12 protein-coding genes are annotated in these 15,921 nt (G+C 59.5%); 4 read left to right on the top strand and 8 right to left on the bottom strand.

Translation table 11 applies throughout. The annotated features are described in order from the left end of the window. Nucleotides 1-111: 111 nt before the first annotated feature. Nucleotides 112-2,703, bottom strand: a complete 2,592-nt coding sequence (locus ACKZ62_RS22185) for a glycosyltransferase (RefSeq protein WP_447095832.1) — start codon at nt 2,701-2,703, stop codon at nt 112-114. A gap of 217 nt (nt 2,704-2,920) precedes the next feature. Here ACKZ62_RS22185 and tcdA point away from each other — a divergent pair, with 217 nt between their 5' ends. Next, on the top strand, nt 2,921-3,730 hold the full coding sequence (gene tcdA, locus ACKZ62_RS22180) for a tRNA cyclic N6-threonylcarbamoyladenosine(37) synthase TcdA (RefSeq protein WP_065877359.1): 810 nt from the start codon (nt 2,921-2,923) through the stop codon (nt 3,728-3,730). 117 nt (nt 3,731-3,847) lie between these two features. On the opposite strand, the gene ACKZ62_RS22175 is transcribed toward tcdA, so the two are convergent. From ACKZ62_RS22175 to ACKZ62_RS22160, 4 genes are all read right to left on the bottom strand, one after another. Beyond that, on the bottom strand, nt 3,848-4,261 hold the full coding sequence (locus ACKZ62_RS22175; RefSeq protein ID WP_442116866.1) for a SufE family protein: 414 nt from the start codon (nt 4,259-4,261) through the stop codon (nt 3,848-3,850). Beyond that, entirely contained in the window at nt 4,258-5,463 is a 1,206-nt protein-coding gene (locus tag ACKZ62_RS22170; RefSeq protein WP_122680266.1) for an aminotransferase class V-fold PLP-dependent enzyme, read from the bottom strand. The genes ACKZ62_RS22175 and ACKZ62_RS22170 overlap by 4 nt, the downstream gene beginning before the upstream one ends. 64 nt (nt 5,464-5,527) lie before the next feature. Then, nucleotides 5,528-6,562, bottom strand: a complete 1,035-nt coding sequence (dapD, locus tag ACKZ62_RS22165; protein ID WP_032891666.1) for a 2,3,4,5-tetrahydropyridine-2,6-dicarboxylate N-succinyltransferase — start codon at nt 6,560-6,562, stop codon at nt 5,528-5,530. A gap of 32 nt (nt 6,563-6,594) precedes the next feature. Beyond that, nucleotides 6,595-6,957 (bottom strand): ArsC family reductase, encoded by a 363-nt coding sequence (locus ACKZ62_RS22160; protein WP_032891665.1) that lies wholly within the window; start codon nt 6,955-6,957, stop codon nt 6,595-6,597. A 225-nt stretch (nt 6,958-7,182) separates the two neighbouring features. On the opposite strand from ACKZ62_RS22160, the gene ACKZ62_RS22155 reads away from it, so the two are divergent. Then, on the top strand, nt 7,183-8,826 hold the full coding sequence (locus tag ACKZ62_RS22155) for a Na+/H+ antiporter (protein WP_032891662.1): 1,644 nt from the start codon (nt 7,183-7,185) through the stop codon (nt 8,824-8,826). 9 nt (nt 8,827-8,835) lie between these two features. On the opposite strand, the gene dapC is transcribed toward ACKZ62_RS22155, so the two are convergent. The 3 genes from dapC to map all read right to left on the bottom strand — a co-directional run bounded on the left by dapC (nt 8,836) and on the right by map (nt 13,739). Next, complete coding sequence (gene dapC, locus ACKZ62_RS22150) at nt 8,836-10,035, bottom strand: succinyldiaminopimelate transaminase (RefSeq protein WP_099601271.1); 1,200 nt, start codon at nt 10,033-10,035, stop codon at nt 8,836-8,838. Between the two features lie 154 nt (nt 10,036-10,189). Beyond that, complete coding sequence (locus tag ACKZ62_RS22145) at nt 10,190-12,892, bottom strand: [protein-PII] uridylyltransferase (protein WP_447095831.1); 2,703 nt, start codon at nt 12,890-12,892, stop codon at nt 10,190-10,192. Between the two features lie 64 nt (nt 12,893-12,956). After that, nucleotides 12,957-13,739 (bottom strand): type I methionyl aminopeptidase, encoded by a 783-nt coding sequence (map, locus tag ACKZ62_RS22140; RefSeq protein WP_032891656.1) that lies wholly within the window; start codon nt 13,737-13,739, stop codon nt 12,957-12,959. Nucleotides 13,740-14,126: 387 nt separating this feature from the next. On the opposite strand from map, the gene rpsB reads away from it, so the two are divergent. Beyond that, entirely contained in the window at nt 14,127-14,864 is a 738-nt protein-coding gene (gene rpsB / locus ACKZ62_RS22135; protein WP_003189158.1) for a 30S ribosomal protein S2, read from the top strand. 192 nt (nt 14,865-15,056) lie between these two features. Continuing rightward, nucleotides 15,057-15,920: a translation elongation factor Ts gene (gene tsf, locus ACKZ62_RS22130; RefSeq protein ID WP_032891654.1), complete on the top strand. Its 864-nt coding sequence runs from the start codon at nt 15,057-15,059 to the stop codon at nt 15,918-15,920. Nucleotide 15,921: the final 1 nt, after the last annotated feature.

Genomic DNA, 15,921 nt, shown 5'->3' with positions numbered 1-15,921 from the left:
GGGAAAACTCCGGAAAGCATGTTTGGAAGAGCAGGGCGGGCGGACAAAACGGCCGTTATCTTATAGCAAAACGGCGACCAGAGGCCGCCGTTTAGTGCATTGCGCAAGTTTTTACGCGGACGGCTCTGGCTCAGGTGCGGCTGCCGGTTTGGGCAGCGACGACAGGAACGCCATAATCAACGCCGCCACATACGGCAGCGATTGCACCAGCAGCATCACCACCCAGAAACGTATGTCATTGCTTGGCAGGCCTTGCACCAGGTAGATCCCCAGCGCAGCGCCCCACAGCAGCAGCATGATGAACATTTCTTCGCGGGCTTCGGAAATCGCGACCCAGAAGCCGTGGTTATCCGCGTTTTTCGGCGTACGAAAGAACGGAATACTGGTGGTGAAGAAGCCATACAGCACCGCCTTGGCGATGGTGTGGGACAGCGCCAGGCCAGCCAGCGCGGCGCAGAACGCATCCTTGAGGTTCACGCCCACGGCACGGCGGTACAGGAAGACGATCTTGCCCACCTTGAACACGAACAACGCCAACGGCGGGATCGCGAAAATCAGCAGCGGCGGATCGACCCGCGTCGGCACGATGATCATCGCCGCCGACCACAACAACGCGCCGACGGTGAAGAAGATGTTCATACCGTCCGCCACCCACGGCAACCAGCCCGCGAGGAAGTGGTAGCGCTGGCCACGGGTCAGCTCCGTGTCCTTGCCGCGCAGCAGGCTGGCGGTGTGACGCTTGATGATCTGGATCGCGCCATAGGCCCAGCGGAAACGCTGTTTCTTGAAGTCGATAAAGGTATCGGGCATCAGGCCCTTGCCGTAGCTGTCGTGGTAATAAGCCGCCGACAGGCCTTTCTCGAACACCCGCAAGCCCAGTTCAGCGTCTTCGCAGATGCACCAGTCGGCCCAGCCGAGTTCTTCGAGCACCGAGCGACGGGTCATGGTCATGGTGCCGTGCTGGATGATCGCGTCGCGGTCGTTACGGGTAACCATGCCGATGTGGAAGAAGCCTTTGTATTCTGCGTAGCAGAGCTTCTTGAAGGTACTTTCGTTCTGGTCGCGGTAGTCCTGCGGCGACTGCACCACGGCGATTTTCGGGTCGGCGAAGTGCGGCACCATGTGCTTGAGCCAGTTCGGCGACACGCAGTAGTCCGAGTCGATCACCGCAATCACTTCAGCATCCTTGGCGGTGTGCGGGATTAAGTAGTTCAGCGCGCCGCCCTTGAAACCGGCCAGGGGCGCGACGTGGAAGAACTTGAAGCGCGGGCCGAGGGTTTCGCAGTAGTCGCGCACCGGTTCCCAAACAGCCGGGTCTTTGGTGTTGTTGTCGATAATCAGGACTTCGTAGTCCGGGTAATCGAGCGCGGCCAGGGCGTCGAGGGTCTGTTTGACCATCTCCGGCGGCTCGTTGTAGCACGGCACGTGGATCGACACTTTCGGGCGGTAGTCCGAATCCCCTTCAACCGGCAGGAATTCACGGCGACGCTTGTGAGTCCAGACGGCTTCCGCCAGTTCGTGGGCCTCGGTCAGCAACACAATAAATACGCCGAGGGCGCCGAGTGCCAGGAGGATACCCACGGTGACACTGAACCAAGTGCTGTATTGCTGGCTGTAGTCGTAGCCGATCCACACCAGTACCGAGCCGCAAAGGAATGCGATAAAGGTCAGGAACGTCCGGCCACGCTGGCGCAGGGCCGAGCCGTCGATCATCAGCAGGGTCAGGGACAGCAGGGCAAGCACCACCGAGCCGATGGCCAGTACGCGCCATTGCGGGATGGCGACAATAGGACCTTCAAAGTTGAATTTTTGCTGGCGCGCGGCGTTGTAAACGCCCCAGTAGGCGCCGGCCGAGCCTTCATCGCTGACTTTCCACGGCTGGTCGAAGGCCTCAATCACAAAGTAGTTGTAGCCCTGGCGATTGAGCTTGTTCACCAGGGTGCGCAAGTACACCGCCTGGTCTGCCGGGGACGTTTCGTTGCCACCGCGCATGCGGCCGTTGCTCGGCCAGCCAACTTCCGATAGCAGCAGTGGCTTTTTCGGGAACAATTTCTTCAGGTCCCTGGCGCGATCTAGTACGTATTGGCCGGCCTTGTCCATCGGAATGTATTCCCAGAACGGCAAAATGTGCGCGGCGATCAGGTCGACGTGCTTGGCCAGTTGCGGGTTCTTTTCCCAGATGTGCCATTGCTCGGAGGTGGTCACCGGTACTTTCACCGCGGCGCGCACCCGGTCCAGCAGCACGATCAGTGCCTCGGGGGTGATTTCTTCGCGGAACAAGGCTTCGTTGCCGACCACCACGCGCACGACACTGCGCGAGCTGTTGGCGATCTCAATAGCGCGCTGGATCTCGCGTTCGTTGCGCTCCAGGTCTGGGCTGATCCAGATCCCCAGGGTGACGCGCAAGCCGAACTCTTCCGCCAGCTTGGGGATATCCCCCAGTGTGCCGTCGACCGAGTAGGTGCGGATGTTGTCTGTCAGCTTGCTCATGATCGCAAGGTCCTGACGCATCTGTTCGTCAGTGGGGTACTGGTCTTTCTGCGGGAACTGGCCTTGCTGGAACGGCGAGTAGGAGAAACCGGAGATTTGCTCAGGCCAGTTGGGAGCAGTGACCGGGCGGTTGACCAGCGCCCAGAAGCCGGTGAATAGCGCTGCAATTGCCAGCACGATCACCAGGTTGAGTCCAAATTTACGCGATGCCATGGTTATGTCGGGTTCCAAAGGGTGTGGAACGAAAAGAGGTGTCGGCCTGCACCGAACGGCGCGCATCCTACACCGGCCTTTCCCCGAGCGTACAGCAGACAGAGAAAAGCCGGACGTTAGTCAGCGAAAGGCCATCTAAGTTCTTTACTTGTAGCTTGTTGCTTCGTACTTGTCGCTCGGTAGTCCATAATGCGCGCCGGTTTTTGGGGTAATGGTCATGAGTACAGAAGATCCGCGGTTTGCAGGCGTCGCCCGCTTGTATGGCATTGAAGGCCTGGAACGCTTGAAGGCGGCCCATGTGGCGATCGTCGGCGTCGGCGGTGTGGGCTCTTGGGCGGCGGAAGCCATGGCCCGTTGTGGGGTCGGCGAGATTTCGCTGTTTGACCTGGACGATGTCTGCGTCAGCAACAGCAACCGGCAGTTGCACGCCCTGGACAGCACTGTGGGCAAGCCCAAGGTCGAGGTGATGGCCGAGCGCCTGCGCGGTATCAACCCGGATTGCACTGTGCACGCGGTGGCGGATTTCGTGACCCGCGACACCATGGCCGAATACATAACGCCGAACATCGATTGCGTGATCGACTGTATCGACGCCGTCAACGCCAAGGCCGCGCTGATTGCGTGGTGCAAACGCCGCAAGATCCAAATCATTACCACCGGCGGCGCCGGTGGGCAGATTGATCCGACGCTGATCCAGGTGTGCGACCTGAACCGCACCTTCAACGATCCCTTGGCCTCAAAGGTGCGCTCCACCTTGCGTCGTGACTACGGCTTCTCTCGCACCGTGACCCGTCATTACAGCGTGCCGTGCGTGTTTTCCACCGAGCAACTGCGTTATCCCAAGCCGGACGGCAGCATTTGTCTGCAAAAAAGTTTTGTGGGGGATGGAGTGAAGCTGGACTGCGCGGGCGGGTTTGGCGCGGTGATGATGGTGACGGCGACCTTTGGCATGGTGGCGGCGACCAAGGCGGTGGACAAGATTGTGGCTGGGGTGCGTAGGCCTTCCGAGCGTGTCAAACCCGCCTGAATCTCAGAACTTTACACAGTTCAAAGGTGGGAGAGGGCTTGCCCCCCGGTTGCAGAGTGTCAGCCACTGAATAAGCTGACTGATCCACCGCTATCGGGGGCAAGCCCCCTCCCACATTTAGTCCTGTGTATGGCTTAGCGTTCGCATACGCTGCAGGACTGCATTCAAGCCATTGCTGCGCGACGGCGACAGTTGGCGGGAAAGCCCGAGTTGATTGAACCAGTCAGGCAAGTCGACTGCCTGCAACTCGTCCGCCGACAACCCATTGACCCGCGCCAGCAGCAATGCCACCAAACCACGGATCATCCGCGCATCGCTGCTCGCGGCAAATTGCCAATGACCTTGGTCTAAGTGCCCCACCAACCACACCAGGCTTTCGCAGCCCTGTACCAGGTTGGCGTCGACCTTTTCATCATCCGCTAAAGGCGGCAGACGCTCACCCCACTGCATCAGCAAGCGAGCACGTTGCTCCCAACTTCCTACGGCTTGGAAGGCTTCCAGCGCAGCCACCGCATCCATCGGCAAGCTCATCGCAACATATCCAGCGCCTGGTCCAGCGCTTCAAAAAAGCGCTCGAGATCGTCGGAGTCGTTATACAGCGCCAGGGAAACGCGGATCGCCCCCGACAGCTGCATCGCCTTGAGCAGCGGCATCGCGCAATGATGGCCTGCGCGTACAGCAATGCCCTGCTCGGTCAGCAGGTGCGCAAGGTCGGCGTTATGCACGCCCTCGACCACAAAGCTGACCAGCGCCACCTGCGGCGAACCCAGCACACGCACGCCATTGCGCGCCTTCAGGCCGCGTAACAGGTAGTCATGCAGGGCCGCCTCGTGGGCGGTTACCGCTTGCTGATCCAGCGAGCTCAGATAATCCAGGCTTGCCCCCAAGCCAATCACGCTGGCTATCGGCGGAGTACCTGCCTCGAACCCCAGCGGTGCTGGACGGAAGCTGGCGCTGTGGTAATCCGCCTGTTGCACCATCTCACCGCCAAACTGCCAGTGGCGCAGGTGATGCAGAGCCTCGTTGCGGCCAAAGAGCACGCCGACACCGTCTGGGCCGTAGAGCTTGTGGCTGGAGAAAACGTAGAAGTCGCATCCCAGCGCTTGCACGTCGTGACGACCGTGGACGATGCCCTGGGCGCCGTCGACCACGGTCAGGGCACCGTGTGGCTTGGCCAAATCCAGCAAGGCTTGCAGCGGTTGCCAGGCACCAAGCACGTTGGACAGCTGGCTCACCGCCAGCAGGCGCGTGCGCGGACCGATCAACTCGGCGGCGGCTTGCAGGTCGATCACGCCGTCATCACCGAGTGGCAATACCACCAGTGTGAGCGCGCGACGTTTGGCCAGTTGCTGCCAGGGCAGCAGGTTGGCGTGGTGTTCCAGGGCGCTGATGACAAGCTCATCGCCCGCATTGAATAAGTGTTCGAGGCCGTAGGCCAGGAGGTTCAGCGCAGAGGTCGCGCCGTGGGTAAACACGATGTGCCCGGTGTCACCTGCATTCAACCACTGCGCCACCTTGCTGCGACTGTCCTCGAAGGCCTGTGTCGCATGGGCCCCCGGCAAATGCTGGGCCCGGTGCACATTGGCTGCGCCATTGGCGTAGTAATGGCTGATGGCATCCAACAGAGCTTGGGGTTTTTGTGTAGTGGCGGCGTTGTCCAGATAGGTCTGGCCTTGCCGTTGCAGGGCGGCGATGGCCGGAAAGTCGGCGCGCCAGGGGGAGGGCACTAGCATGGTGTTCAAAACTCGTATAAGCGAGCCCCAGGGTCGGGGCCCGCTAGTGGCATCGAGTGGCTGCTTAGTTGTGAGCGTGCAGCGCTTCGTTCAGTTCGATGGCCGATTTGTGGGTTTTGCACTCCACTGCACCGGTCTCGGAGTTACGGCGGAACAGCAGGTCCGGTTGGCCGGCCAGCTCGCGCGCCTTGACCACTTTGACCAGTTGGTTCTGCTCATCCAGCAGCGCAACCTTGGTCCCGGCGGTGACGTACAGACCCGATTCCACGGTGTTGCGGTCGCCCAGCGGGATACCGATACCGGCATTGGCGCCGATCAGGCAGCCTTCGCCGACCTTGATCACGATGTTGCCGCCGCCCGACAGGGTGCCCATGGTGGAGCAGCCGCCGCCCAGGTCCGAGCCCTTGCCAACGAATACGCCCGCCGATACACGACCTTCGATCATGCCCGGGCCTTCAGTGCCAGCGTTGAAGTTGACGAAACCTTCGTGCATCACCGTTGTGCCTTCGCCTACGTAGGCGCCCAGGCGGATACGTGCCGCGTCAGCAATACGCACGCCGGCCGGGACGACGTAGTCGGTCATTTTCGGGAACTTGTCTACCGAGAACACTTCCAGTAACTCGCCACGCAGGCGTGCTTCCAGCTGGCGTTCGGCCAGTTCGCTGATGTCGATCGCGCCCTGGCTGGTCCAGGCCACGTTCGGCAGTTGCGGGAACACGCCAGCCAGGCTCAGGCCGTGAGGCTTGACCAGGCGGTGGGACAGCAGGTGCAGCTTGAGGTAGGCCTCAGGCGTGGAGGTCAGCGCGGCGTCTTCGGCCAGCAGGGTGGCGACCAGAGGCGTGTGGCTTTCTGCTAGGCGGCTCAGCAGGGCGGCTTGTGTGGCGTCGACGCCTTTGAGCGCGTCGGCCAGTTGCAGGGCCTGGGTCACGGTGAAGGTGATCGCCTGGTTACCCTCGGAGTAACCGAGGATCGGCGCGATGGCCGCGACGATTTCAGCCGATGGGTTGAGCAGCGGTTGTGCGTAAAAAACTTCCAGCCAAGCACCTTGGCGGTTCTGAGTGCCGACGCCGAAGCCCAGGCTGAACAGGGAATGGGACATGCTATTACCTCTACAAAAATGGAAGGGCTGGCCTACTTGAGGGCCGCCGAATAACTTTCTGGCTTGAAGCCAATCAGGGTTCTGTCACCGAGATCAAGCACCGGGCGCTTGATCATCGAAGGTTGCGCGAGCATCAATTCAATGGCTTTCGACTGATCGAGATCGGCTTTGCGTTCGTCTTCGAGTTTGCGAAAGGTGGTGCCCGCACGGTTCAAAACCACCTGCCAACCGTGCTCGTTGCACCATTGGGTCAAGTGTTCGCGGTCGATACCGACCGTTTTGTAGTCGTGGAACTCATAGCTCACAGCATGCTCATCGAGCCAGGTGCGCGCTTTTTTCATGGTGTCGCAGGCTTTGATGCCGAAAAGGTGCAACGTTTTGCTTGAAGCGGTCAAGGAATTGCCCCCTTTTAGGATGCTCAAAACGAAAGGTCCGGGATTATGCCACGACCAGCGGGTTTGGGTGCCGCTCGTCAGCAGGACCCACGGCTTTGTGCGACTTATGTGCAAAAGCCAGTGCGTGGCATAGCCGCGTAACATAGCTGGGTAATATGGCACTTCAACTGCCAGTTGTTGCCTGATGTGTGTCGTTGCAAGTCGATCGTCCGGGAAACCCGCGTTATGCAAACCGCCTACACCGTTCTTATCCTGCTGATGCTGGTCAGCGTTTCGCGTCTGGTCGGACGTGTCATTCCTCTGCCGTTACCGCTGGTGCAGATCGCCGCCGGAGCCTTGTTGGCTTGGCCAACGCTGGGCCTGCATGTGGCGCTGGACCCTGAACTGTTCCTGTTCCTGTTCTTGCCACCTTTGTTGTTTTCCGACGGTTGGCGCATGCCCAAACGCGAATTGTGGCGTCTGCGGGGCCCGATTCTGACGCTGGCCGTGGGCCTTGTGCTGTTCACGGTAGTCGGCGCCGGATACTTCATTCACTGGATTTTGCCTACGATCCCGTTACCGGTGGCCTTCGCCCTGGCGGCCGTATTGTCGCCGACGGATGCGGTGGCAGTGTCGGCCATTTCCCAGAATCGTTTGCCCACGCCATTGATGCATATGCTCCAGGGCGAAGCCTTGATGAATGATGCGTCGGGCCTTGTGACCTTCAAGTTTGCCTTGGCAGCGGCACTGACCGGCGTGTTCTCCCTGGCCGATGCGAGCTTGACCTTCGTGTTGGTGGCCGTCGGTGGCCTGGCGATCGGTGTGGCGTTGAGTTGGCTGGTCGGCCGCCTGCGTGCATGGATGATTGCGCGGGGCTGGGACGATCCGGCGACTCATGTGGTGTTTATGTTGCTGTTGCCGTTTGCCGCTTATGTATTGGCTGAACGGTTGGGCGCCTCAGGGATTTTGTCGGCAGTGGCGGCGGGCATGATGCAAAGCTGGCTGGACCTGCTGCCACGCCAGACCAGCACAAGGCTGCTTAACCGCAGCGTCTGGTCGTTGCTGGAGTTTGCCTTCAATGGCTTGATCTTCCTGCTGCTGGGATTGCAACTGCCGGACATCATCAAAGCCGTGGTGAGCCATGAAGCTACGCTATGGCCGACCCTGTTTTACCGCTGCCTGGATGTGATTGCGATTTTCCTGGTGCTGGTGGTGCTGCGTTTTATCTGGGTGCAGAGCATCTGGAGGCTGTCGGGGTTATTGCGGCGCCTGCGAGGGAAAAGTGATCTGACGTTGGTGCCAACCGCCCGATCCTGTTGGCTCTTGACGGTCGGCGGTGTGCGCGGTGCGGTGACCCTGGCGGGTGTGATGTCGGTGCCTTTGCTGTTGGCGCCAGGCAAAGATTTTCCTGAGCGTGATTTGCTGATCTTTATCGCGGCCGGAGTGATCCTGCTATCACTGGTCGCCGCCTGCATTGCCTTGCCACTGTTGCTGCGCGGTATCGAAAAGAGCCCCGATGAGAAGCGTCATAAGGAAGTGCGGGAGGCGTGGAAAAAGACGGCCGTGGCAGCGATTCATGCACTGGAGGCGGAAGAACCCGTAGAGTCGGAAACCTCCGACGCCGCACAGGCGGCGCTGGCTACGGAGCTCAAGGCGCGGCTGATGTCGGAATATCGTCATCAGTTGGAGGTGTTCAACGACTCCGCCGAGGCCCAGGCGCTGGCGAGGCACATGGACCTGCTTGAGCGAAAACTGCGGCTCAAGGCCCTGCGCGCGCAACGTTTGGAGTTGTACAGCTTGAGCCGTCATCACCAGATTGGTGATGACGTCTTGAGGGAGGTGTTGGGAGAGCTGGATATGAGTGAGGCGAATCTGGGCCAGGTGAAATGACCCGATTGCTTACCGACGACGCTGAATGAAATCCCGAATCCGTTCAGCCGCTTCCACGCACTCGGCCAGCGGTGCGACCAGCGCCAGGCGTACGCGGCCAGCCCCAGGGTTGACGCCATCCACTTCCCGCGACAGGTACGAACCTGGGACCACGGTGACGTGTTCTTCAACGAACAGGTCGCGGCAGAACGCGGCATCGTCGCCATTCACATTTGGCCACAGGTAGAAGCCACCGTCGGGACTTTGTACATCCAGCACCGGCTTGAGGATGGTCAGCACGGCTTCGAATTTCTCGCGATACAGGTCACGGTTGGCCAGTACGTGCGCTTCGTCCTGCCAGGCGGCAATGCTCGCCAGTTGGGTTTGCACCGGCATCGCGCAGCCGTGGTAGGTGCGGTACAGCAGGAAGGCCTTGAGGATCTCGGCATCACCGGCCACAAAACCAGAGCGCAGGCCCGGCAAGTTGGAGCGTTTGGACAAGCTGTGGAATACCACGCAGCGCTTGAAATCCTGACGACCCAGTTCAACACAGGCGCTCAACAAGCCCGGCGGCGGGGTTTGTTCGTCAAAGTACAGCTCGCTGTAGCACTCGTCGGCGGCGATGACGAAGTCATGTTCGTCGGCCAGGGCGATCAGTTTTTTCAGGGTCTCAACCGGGATCAGTGCGCCGGTCGGGTTGCCGGGGGAGCACAGGAACAGGATCTGGCAGCGTTTCCAGATGTCTGGTGTCACGGCGTCGAAGTCCGGGTTGAAGCCGTTCTCATCCAGGCATGGCAGGTAGTGCGGCTTGGCACCGGCAAGGAACGCGGCGCCTTCGTAGATCTGGTAGAAGGGGTTCGGGCTGACCACCAGTGCATCGTCGCCACGGTTGACTACGGTCTGAGTGAAGGCGAACAGTGCTTCGCGGGTGCCGTTGACCGGCAGGATATTGCGCGCTGGGTCAAGCCATCCCTTGGGCACGTTGAAGCGACGTTCACACCAGGCGCCAATGGCCTCGCGCAGTGCCGGGATGCCCAGAGTGGTGGGGTACACCGCCATCTGATCAAGGTTGCTGCTCAGTGCCTCGGCCACGAACGTGGGCGATTTGTGCTTGGGTTCACCGATGGACAGGGCAATCGGGCGCTTGTCCGGGTTGGGTGTGACGCTGCCCAGCAGGGCGCGCAATTTCTCGAACGGGTAGGGCTGCAACTGGTTCAGGGCGTTGTTCATGAGACTCTCGTTCAATTCATTGGTAATGCGGTCTGTCGGGCGCTGCAGGTCCAACTGTGGGAGGGGGCTTGCTCCCGATTAAGGTGTGTCAGTCAGCTAATAGGTTTCTGATCCGCTGCTTTTGGGGGTAAGCCCTCTCCCATATAAGCCCCGTTCAAAACGTCAGGCGCGTCAGCTCGACACCGGGCTCTTGGGTCACGCTCAACTGCTGGACGATAGCCTCCTGCAAACGGCGGCACAGTTCCGGGTCGGACAGCGGCTGGTTGTCGGCGTCGGTAATAAAGAACACGTCTTCCACGCGCTCGCCCAGGGTCGCAATCTTGGCATTTTGTAATGACAGGTCGAACTCCAGGAAAATCCCGCCGATCCGCGCCAGCAGGCCTGGGCGATCCGGTGCGCTGAGTTCCAGCACCGTCACTGGGCGCTGCGCATCGTTGGAGATGGTCACCTGGGGCGCAAAGGCAAAGTGCTTCAGTTGGCGCGGCACCCGGCGCTGGATGATCGTTGGATAGTCGTCCGGGTTACGCAGGGCTTCGGTGAGGCCTTCGCGGATCTTTTTCACCCGCGTCGGGTTGTCGCCGATGGACTCGCCTTCGGTATCGAGCACGATGTAGGTGTCGAGGGTGAACTGGCTGCTGGAAGTGATCACCCGGGCATCGTGGATGTTCAGATTGAGCTGGTCCATGGCCGCTACCGTCACGGCAAAGAAGTCGTGCTGGTCGGGCGCGTAGATGAAGATCTGCGTGCCGCCTTCGAATTCGCGCTGGGTGGTTTCCTTGATCAGCACCAGCGGGCCGCCATCGGCGGGCTGCTGCAGGATCGCGTCAGTGTGCCAGGCCACATCGCCGGCGGTGTGTCGCAAGAAGTAATCGTCACCCAGTTGCGACCACAGTTGCTCGACGTCATCCGGATCGTTGCCGCCGCGCACCAGGATATCCAGGGCCGCGCTTTGGGTGCGGCGGATCTGCTCTTCGCGGTCCACCGGGTTTTCCAGACCACGGCGCAGGGCGCGCTTGGTCTCTGTGTACAGTTGGCGCAACAGACTGGCGCGCCACGAGTTCCACAGTGTCGGGTTGGTGGCGTTGATGTCGGAAACGGTCAACACGTAGAGGTAGTCGAGGCGGGTTTCATCGCCGATAGTTTGCGCGAAATCGTGGATCACCTGCGGGTCGGACAAGTCCTTGCGCTGTGCGGTGGTCGACATCACGAGGTGGTTCTGTACCAGCCAGACGATCAGGCGGCTATCCCATTGCGGCAACTGGTGGCGCTGACAGAAGGCTGCGGCGTCGACCGCGCCGACTTCCGAATGGTCGCCATGCCGGCCCTTGCCGATGTCGTGGTACAGGCCGGCCAGGTAGATCAGCTCCGGCTTGGGCAGCTTGGCCATAAGCTTACTGGCCAGCGGGAATTTCTCTGACACCTGGGTGTACTGCAACTTACGCAGGTGCTTGATCAGATTAAGGGTGTGCGCATCCACCGTATAAATATGGAACAGGTCGTGCTGCATCTGCCCGACGATAAAGCCGAACTCCGGAAGGTAGCGCCCCAGGATGCCGTAGCGGTTCATGCGGCGCAGGTTGCGGTGGATACCAATCTTGCACTTGAACAGCTCGATAAACAGGCTGGTGTTGCGGATGTCGTTGCGAAAATCATCGTCGATCAAGTGACGGTTTTCCCGCAGCAGGCGGATAGTATCCGCGCGCACGCCTTTGATTTCCGGCTGCTGGGCCATCAATACGAAGATTTCCAGCATGGCGAATGGGGTGCGGCGGAACACGTTGTCGTTGCGCGCCTCAATATAGCCGTCGTGCAGTTGGAAACGCGCATTGATCGGCTGCGGCGGCGCCTCATCCTCGGGGGCCAGGATTACTTCTTCGAAGTGCTGGATGATCAGGTCGCTGAGCTGGGCGATGCTCATCACCACCCGATAGTACTGCTGCATGAAGCTTTCGATGCTGGTCTTCGCGTCCTCGCCTTCAAAGCCCAGCAGCGTGGCGATGGAGCGCTGGTGATCGAACAGCAGGCGGTCTTCGGAGCGCCCGGCGAGCATGTGCAGGGCGTAGCGCACTTTCCAGATGAATTCCTGGGACGAGGCCAGCAGGGCGTTTTCGCTCTCTACCAAAAAACCTTCGCCGGCCAGGGCGCGCAGGTTAAGCGTGCCGTACTGGCGACGGGCGACCCACAAAATCGTCTGAATGTCGCGCAACCCGCCGGGCGAGCCTTTGACGTTGGGCTCCAGGTTGTATTCGGTGTCGTTGTACTTGTGGTGCCGGGCTTTCTGCTCGGCGCGTTTGGCCAGGAAGAAGTCCTTGCTCGGCCACATATGCGCGGTGCTGGTGACTTCCAGCATCCGCTGGCGCAAGCGCTCTGGGCCGGCGATGGTTCGGCTTTCCATCAGGTTGGTAATGACGGTGAGGTCGGCGCGGGCCTCTTGGGCGCACTCGTCCACCGAGCGCACGCTCTGGCCGACTTCCAGGCCAATGTCCCACAGCAGTGTCAGAAAACGCTCGATGGAATCGCGAAAGATCTCGTGATCGGCACTGTCCAGCAGGATCAGCAGATCAATATCGGAGTAGGGGTGGAGTTCGCCACGGCCATAGCCGCCAACGGCCACTAGGGCGATGTCGGCGTCTTCGCTCCAGTTGAACTGTTCCCAGGCCTTTTGAAGGATGTTGTCGACGAACCAGGCACGGTCCTCGATCAGCCGGCGGATGTCGCGGCCGCTACGAAAGCGCTCGTCGAGCACTTCGCGGGCCTGGCGGATCGCCTTCTTGAAGGCGGCGATGGGGCTTGCCTTCAGGGCCAGTTCGGCCTGGAACTGGCCACGGTCGAAGAGTTCGGGATCCACCTGGGGCATCGATCGGCTTTCCTTTCTATCTATCAGTCAGTCACAACACGCTTTGGGAAAACCTGGACAACCTTCAGGCTGAAACGCGTGGGATCGTATCGTCGGCGCGCAGTGTGAAGATCTCGTAGCCGGTTTCGGTGACCAGTAGGGTGTGTTCCCACTGCGCCGAAAGCTTGCGGTCCTTGGTAATGGCGGTCCAGCCGTCGCCCAGCACCTTGGTGTCGGCTTTGCCCTGGTTGATCATCGGCTCGATGGTAAAGGTCATGCCTGCCTTGAGCTCCATGCCGGTGCCGGCGCGGCCGTAGTGCAGGATCTGTGGCTCTTCATGGAACACGGTGCCGATGCCGTGGCCGCAGAAATCACGTACCACCGAGAAGCCGTTCTTTTCAGCGTGCTTCTGGATCACTTCACCGATATCGCCTAGGCGGCAGCCGGGTTTGACGATTTCGATCGCCTTGTACATGCATTCCTGGGTGACTTGGGACAGGCGTTCGGCCCAGACCGGCACGGTGCCGACGTGGAACATGCGGCTGGTATCGCCGAAGTAGCGATCCTTGATCACGGTGACGTCGATGTTCAGGGTGTCGCCGTCCTTCAGGGGTTTGTCGCACGGAATACCGTGGCAGACCACATGGTTGATCGACGTGCAGATTGACTTGGGGAAGCCTTTGTAATTCAACGGCGCAGGAATGGCACCCTGCACATTGACGATATAGTCATGGCAGATCTGGTTGAGGGTGTCCGTGGTGACGCCCGGCTTGACGTGCTCGGCAATCATTTCCAGCACGTCGGCAGCCAGTTTGCCGGCAATGCGCATGCCGGCAATGTCTTCGGCGGTTTTCAAACTAACGGTCATACAGGCTCTCTCTAGCGCGAAGCGCTGAAATCAATACGGTTTACGGGCGCGCGACAAAAGGTTACAGAATTCGCAAAAGCCCCAAAAAACGCGATTCTAACAGACGCGGGCGGCAAATCATGAGCCCCTGACGATCGCTTCTCTCTATAAGGTGGGGCTATATCCGCTCTATTCAAAGGGTTGCGCATAAGCCGCGCACGCCAAATGTGATTGCGGGTTTCGTTTTCGCCCTTCGTGTGGTATAAAATGCGCCGCTTTCCGGGGATGCCCCGAAGAGCTTAAATCCACACACGTGTCGACACGATGACCTGGGTGCCGGAGGCCTTGATGCCGCTGGTTGGTCATTGGGATACGTGGAGGCCAAACCCGACTTATTAAGGAACTATCATGTCCCAAGTCAATATGCGCGATATGCTGAAGGCCGGTGTGCACTTCGGTCACCAGACCCGTTACTGGAACCCGAAAATGGGTAAATACATTTTCGGCGCGCGTAACAAGATCCACATCATCAACCTTGAAAAAACCCTGCCAATGTTCAACGAAGCTCTGACTTTCGTAGAGCGTCTGGCCCAGGGCAAAAACAAGATTCTGTTCGTCGGCACCAAGCGTTCCGCTGGCAAGATCGTTGCTGAAGAAGCAGCACGTTGCGGTTCGCCGTACGTCGATCACCGCTGGTTGGGCGGCATGCTGACCAACTTCAAAACCATCCGTGCTTCCATCAAGCGTCTGCGTGACCTTGAAGTGCAAGCCGAAGACGGTACTTTCGCCAAGCTGACCAAGAAAGAAGCGCTGATGCGCTCCCGTGACCTGGAAAAGCTCGATCGTTCCCTGGGTGGTATCAAGGACATGGGCGGTCTGCCTGACGCACTGTTCGTTATCGACGTTGATCACGAGCGCATCGCGATCACCGAAGCCAACAAGCTGGGCATCCCTGTTATCGGCGTAGTCGATACCAACAGCAGCCCGGAAGGCGTTGACTACATCATCCCAGGCAACGATGACGCAATCCGCGCTATCCAGCTGTACATGGGTTCGATGGCTGACGCTGTAATCCGTGGTCGCAACCACGTTGCTGGTGGTACCGAGCAGTTCGTTGAAGAAGCTCCGGTAGCCGCAGCTGAGTAATTGACGCCCTGGCGTTGACTCAGTAAGCAAAAAGGGGGCTTGGCCCCCTTTTTGCCCCCTCGAAAACCATTTGTGCGCAGCGCAGCTACATCATCTGTAACGTGCAGCGGCCTACAAGGGTGGTTCGGGAAGAATTGATCCCCCGTTCGATCGGGTGGAATGGTTGAAAACCTATCCAAGAGGAATTTGAAAATGGCAGCAATTACTGCAGCGTTGGTTAAAGAACTGCGTGAGCGTACCGGCGAAGGCATGATGGATTGCAAGAAAGCCCTGGAAAAGGCTGACGGCGACATCGAAAAAGCAATTGATGACATGCGTGCTTCCGGCGCAATCAAGGCTGCCAAGAAAGCAGGCAACGTGGCTGCTGAAGGCGCTATCGCTCTGAAAGAAGACGGCAAATCTGCTGTTCTGCTGGAAGTGAACTCGCAGACCGACTTCCTGGCTCTGCAAGACGACTTCAAGGCATTTGTTGCTGCCAGCGTTGATAAAGCGTTCGACGACAAACTGACTGACGTCGCTCCGCTGATCGAGGCGCAAGAAGCTGCACGCCTGGTACTGGTCGGCAAAGTTGGCGAAAACGTCAACATCCGTCGCCTGGTACGCGTTGAAGGTGACGTTGTTGGTGGTTACCTGCACGGCAACAAGATCGGTGTTGCAGTCGTCCTGAAGGGCGGCAACGTTGAGCTGGCTAAAGACATCGCTATGCACGTAGCGGCCAGCAACCCAGAGTTCCTGCTGCCTTCGGAAGTTTCTGCCGAAGCAATCGAGCGCGAAAAAGCTGTGTTCCTGCAGCTGAACGAAGAAAAAATCAAAGGCAAGCCAGAAAACATTGTTGAAAATATGGTCAAAGGCCGTATCAGCAAGTTCCTGGCCGAAGCAAGCCTGGTTGAGCAGGCGTTCGTTAAGAACCCTGAAATCAAGGTTGGCGAACTGGCTAAGAAAGCCGGTGCTGAAATCGTTTCCTTCACTTACTTCAAAGTAGGCGACGGTATCGAGAAGCCGGTCGACAACTTCGCTGAAGAAGTTGCTGCCCAGCTGGCTGCCGCCAAGCAATAAG

It is taken from the genome of Pseudomonas sivasensis (assembly GCF_052938085.1).
This window is presented reverse-complemented; position numbering and strand designations above follow the sequence as displayed.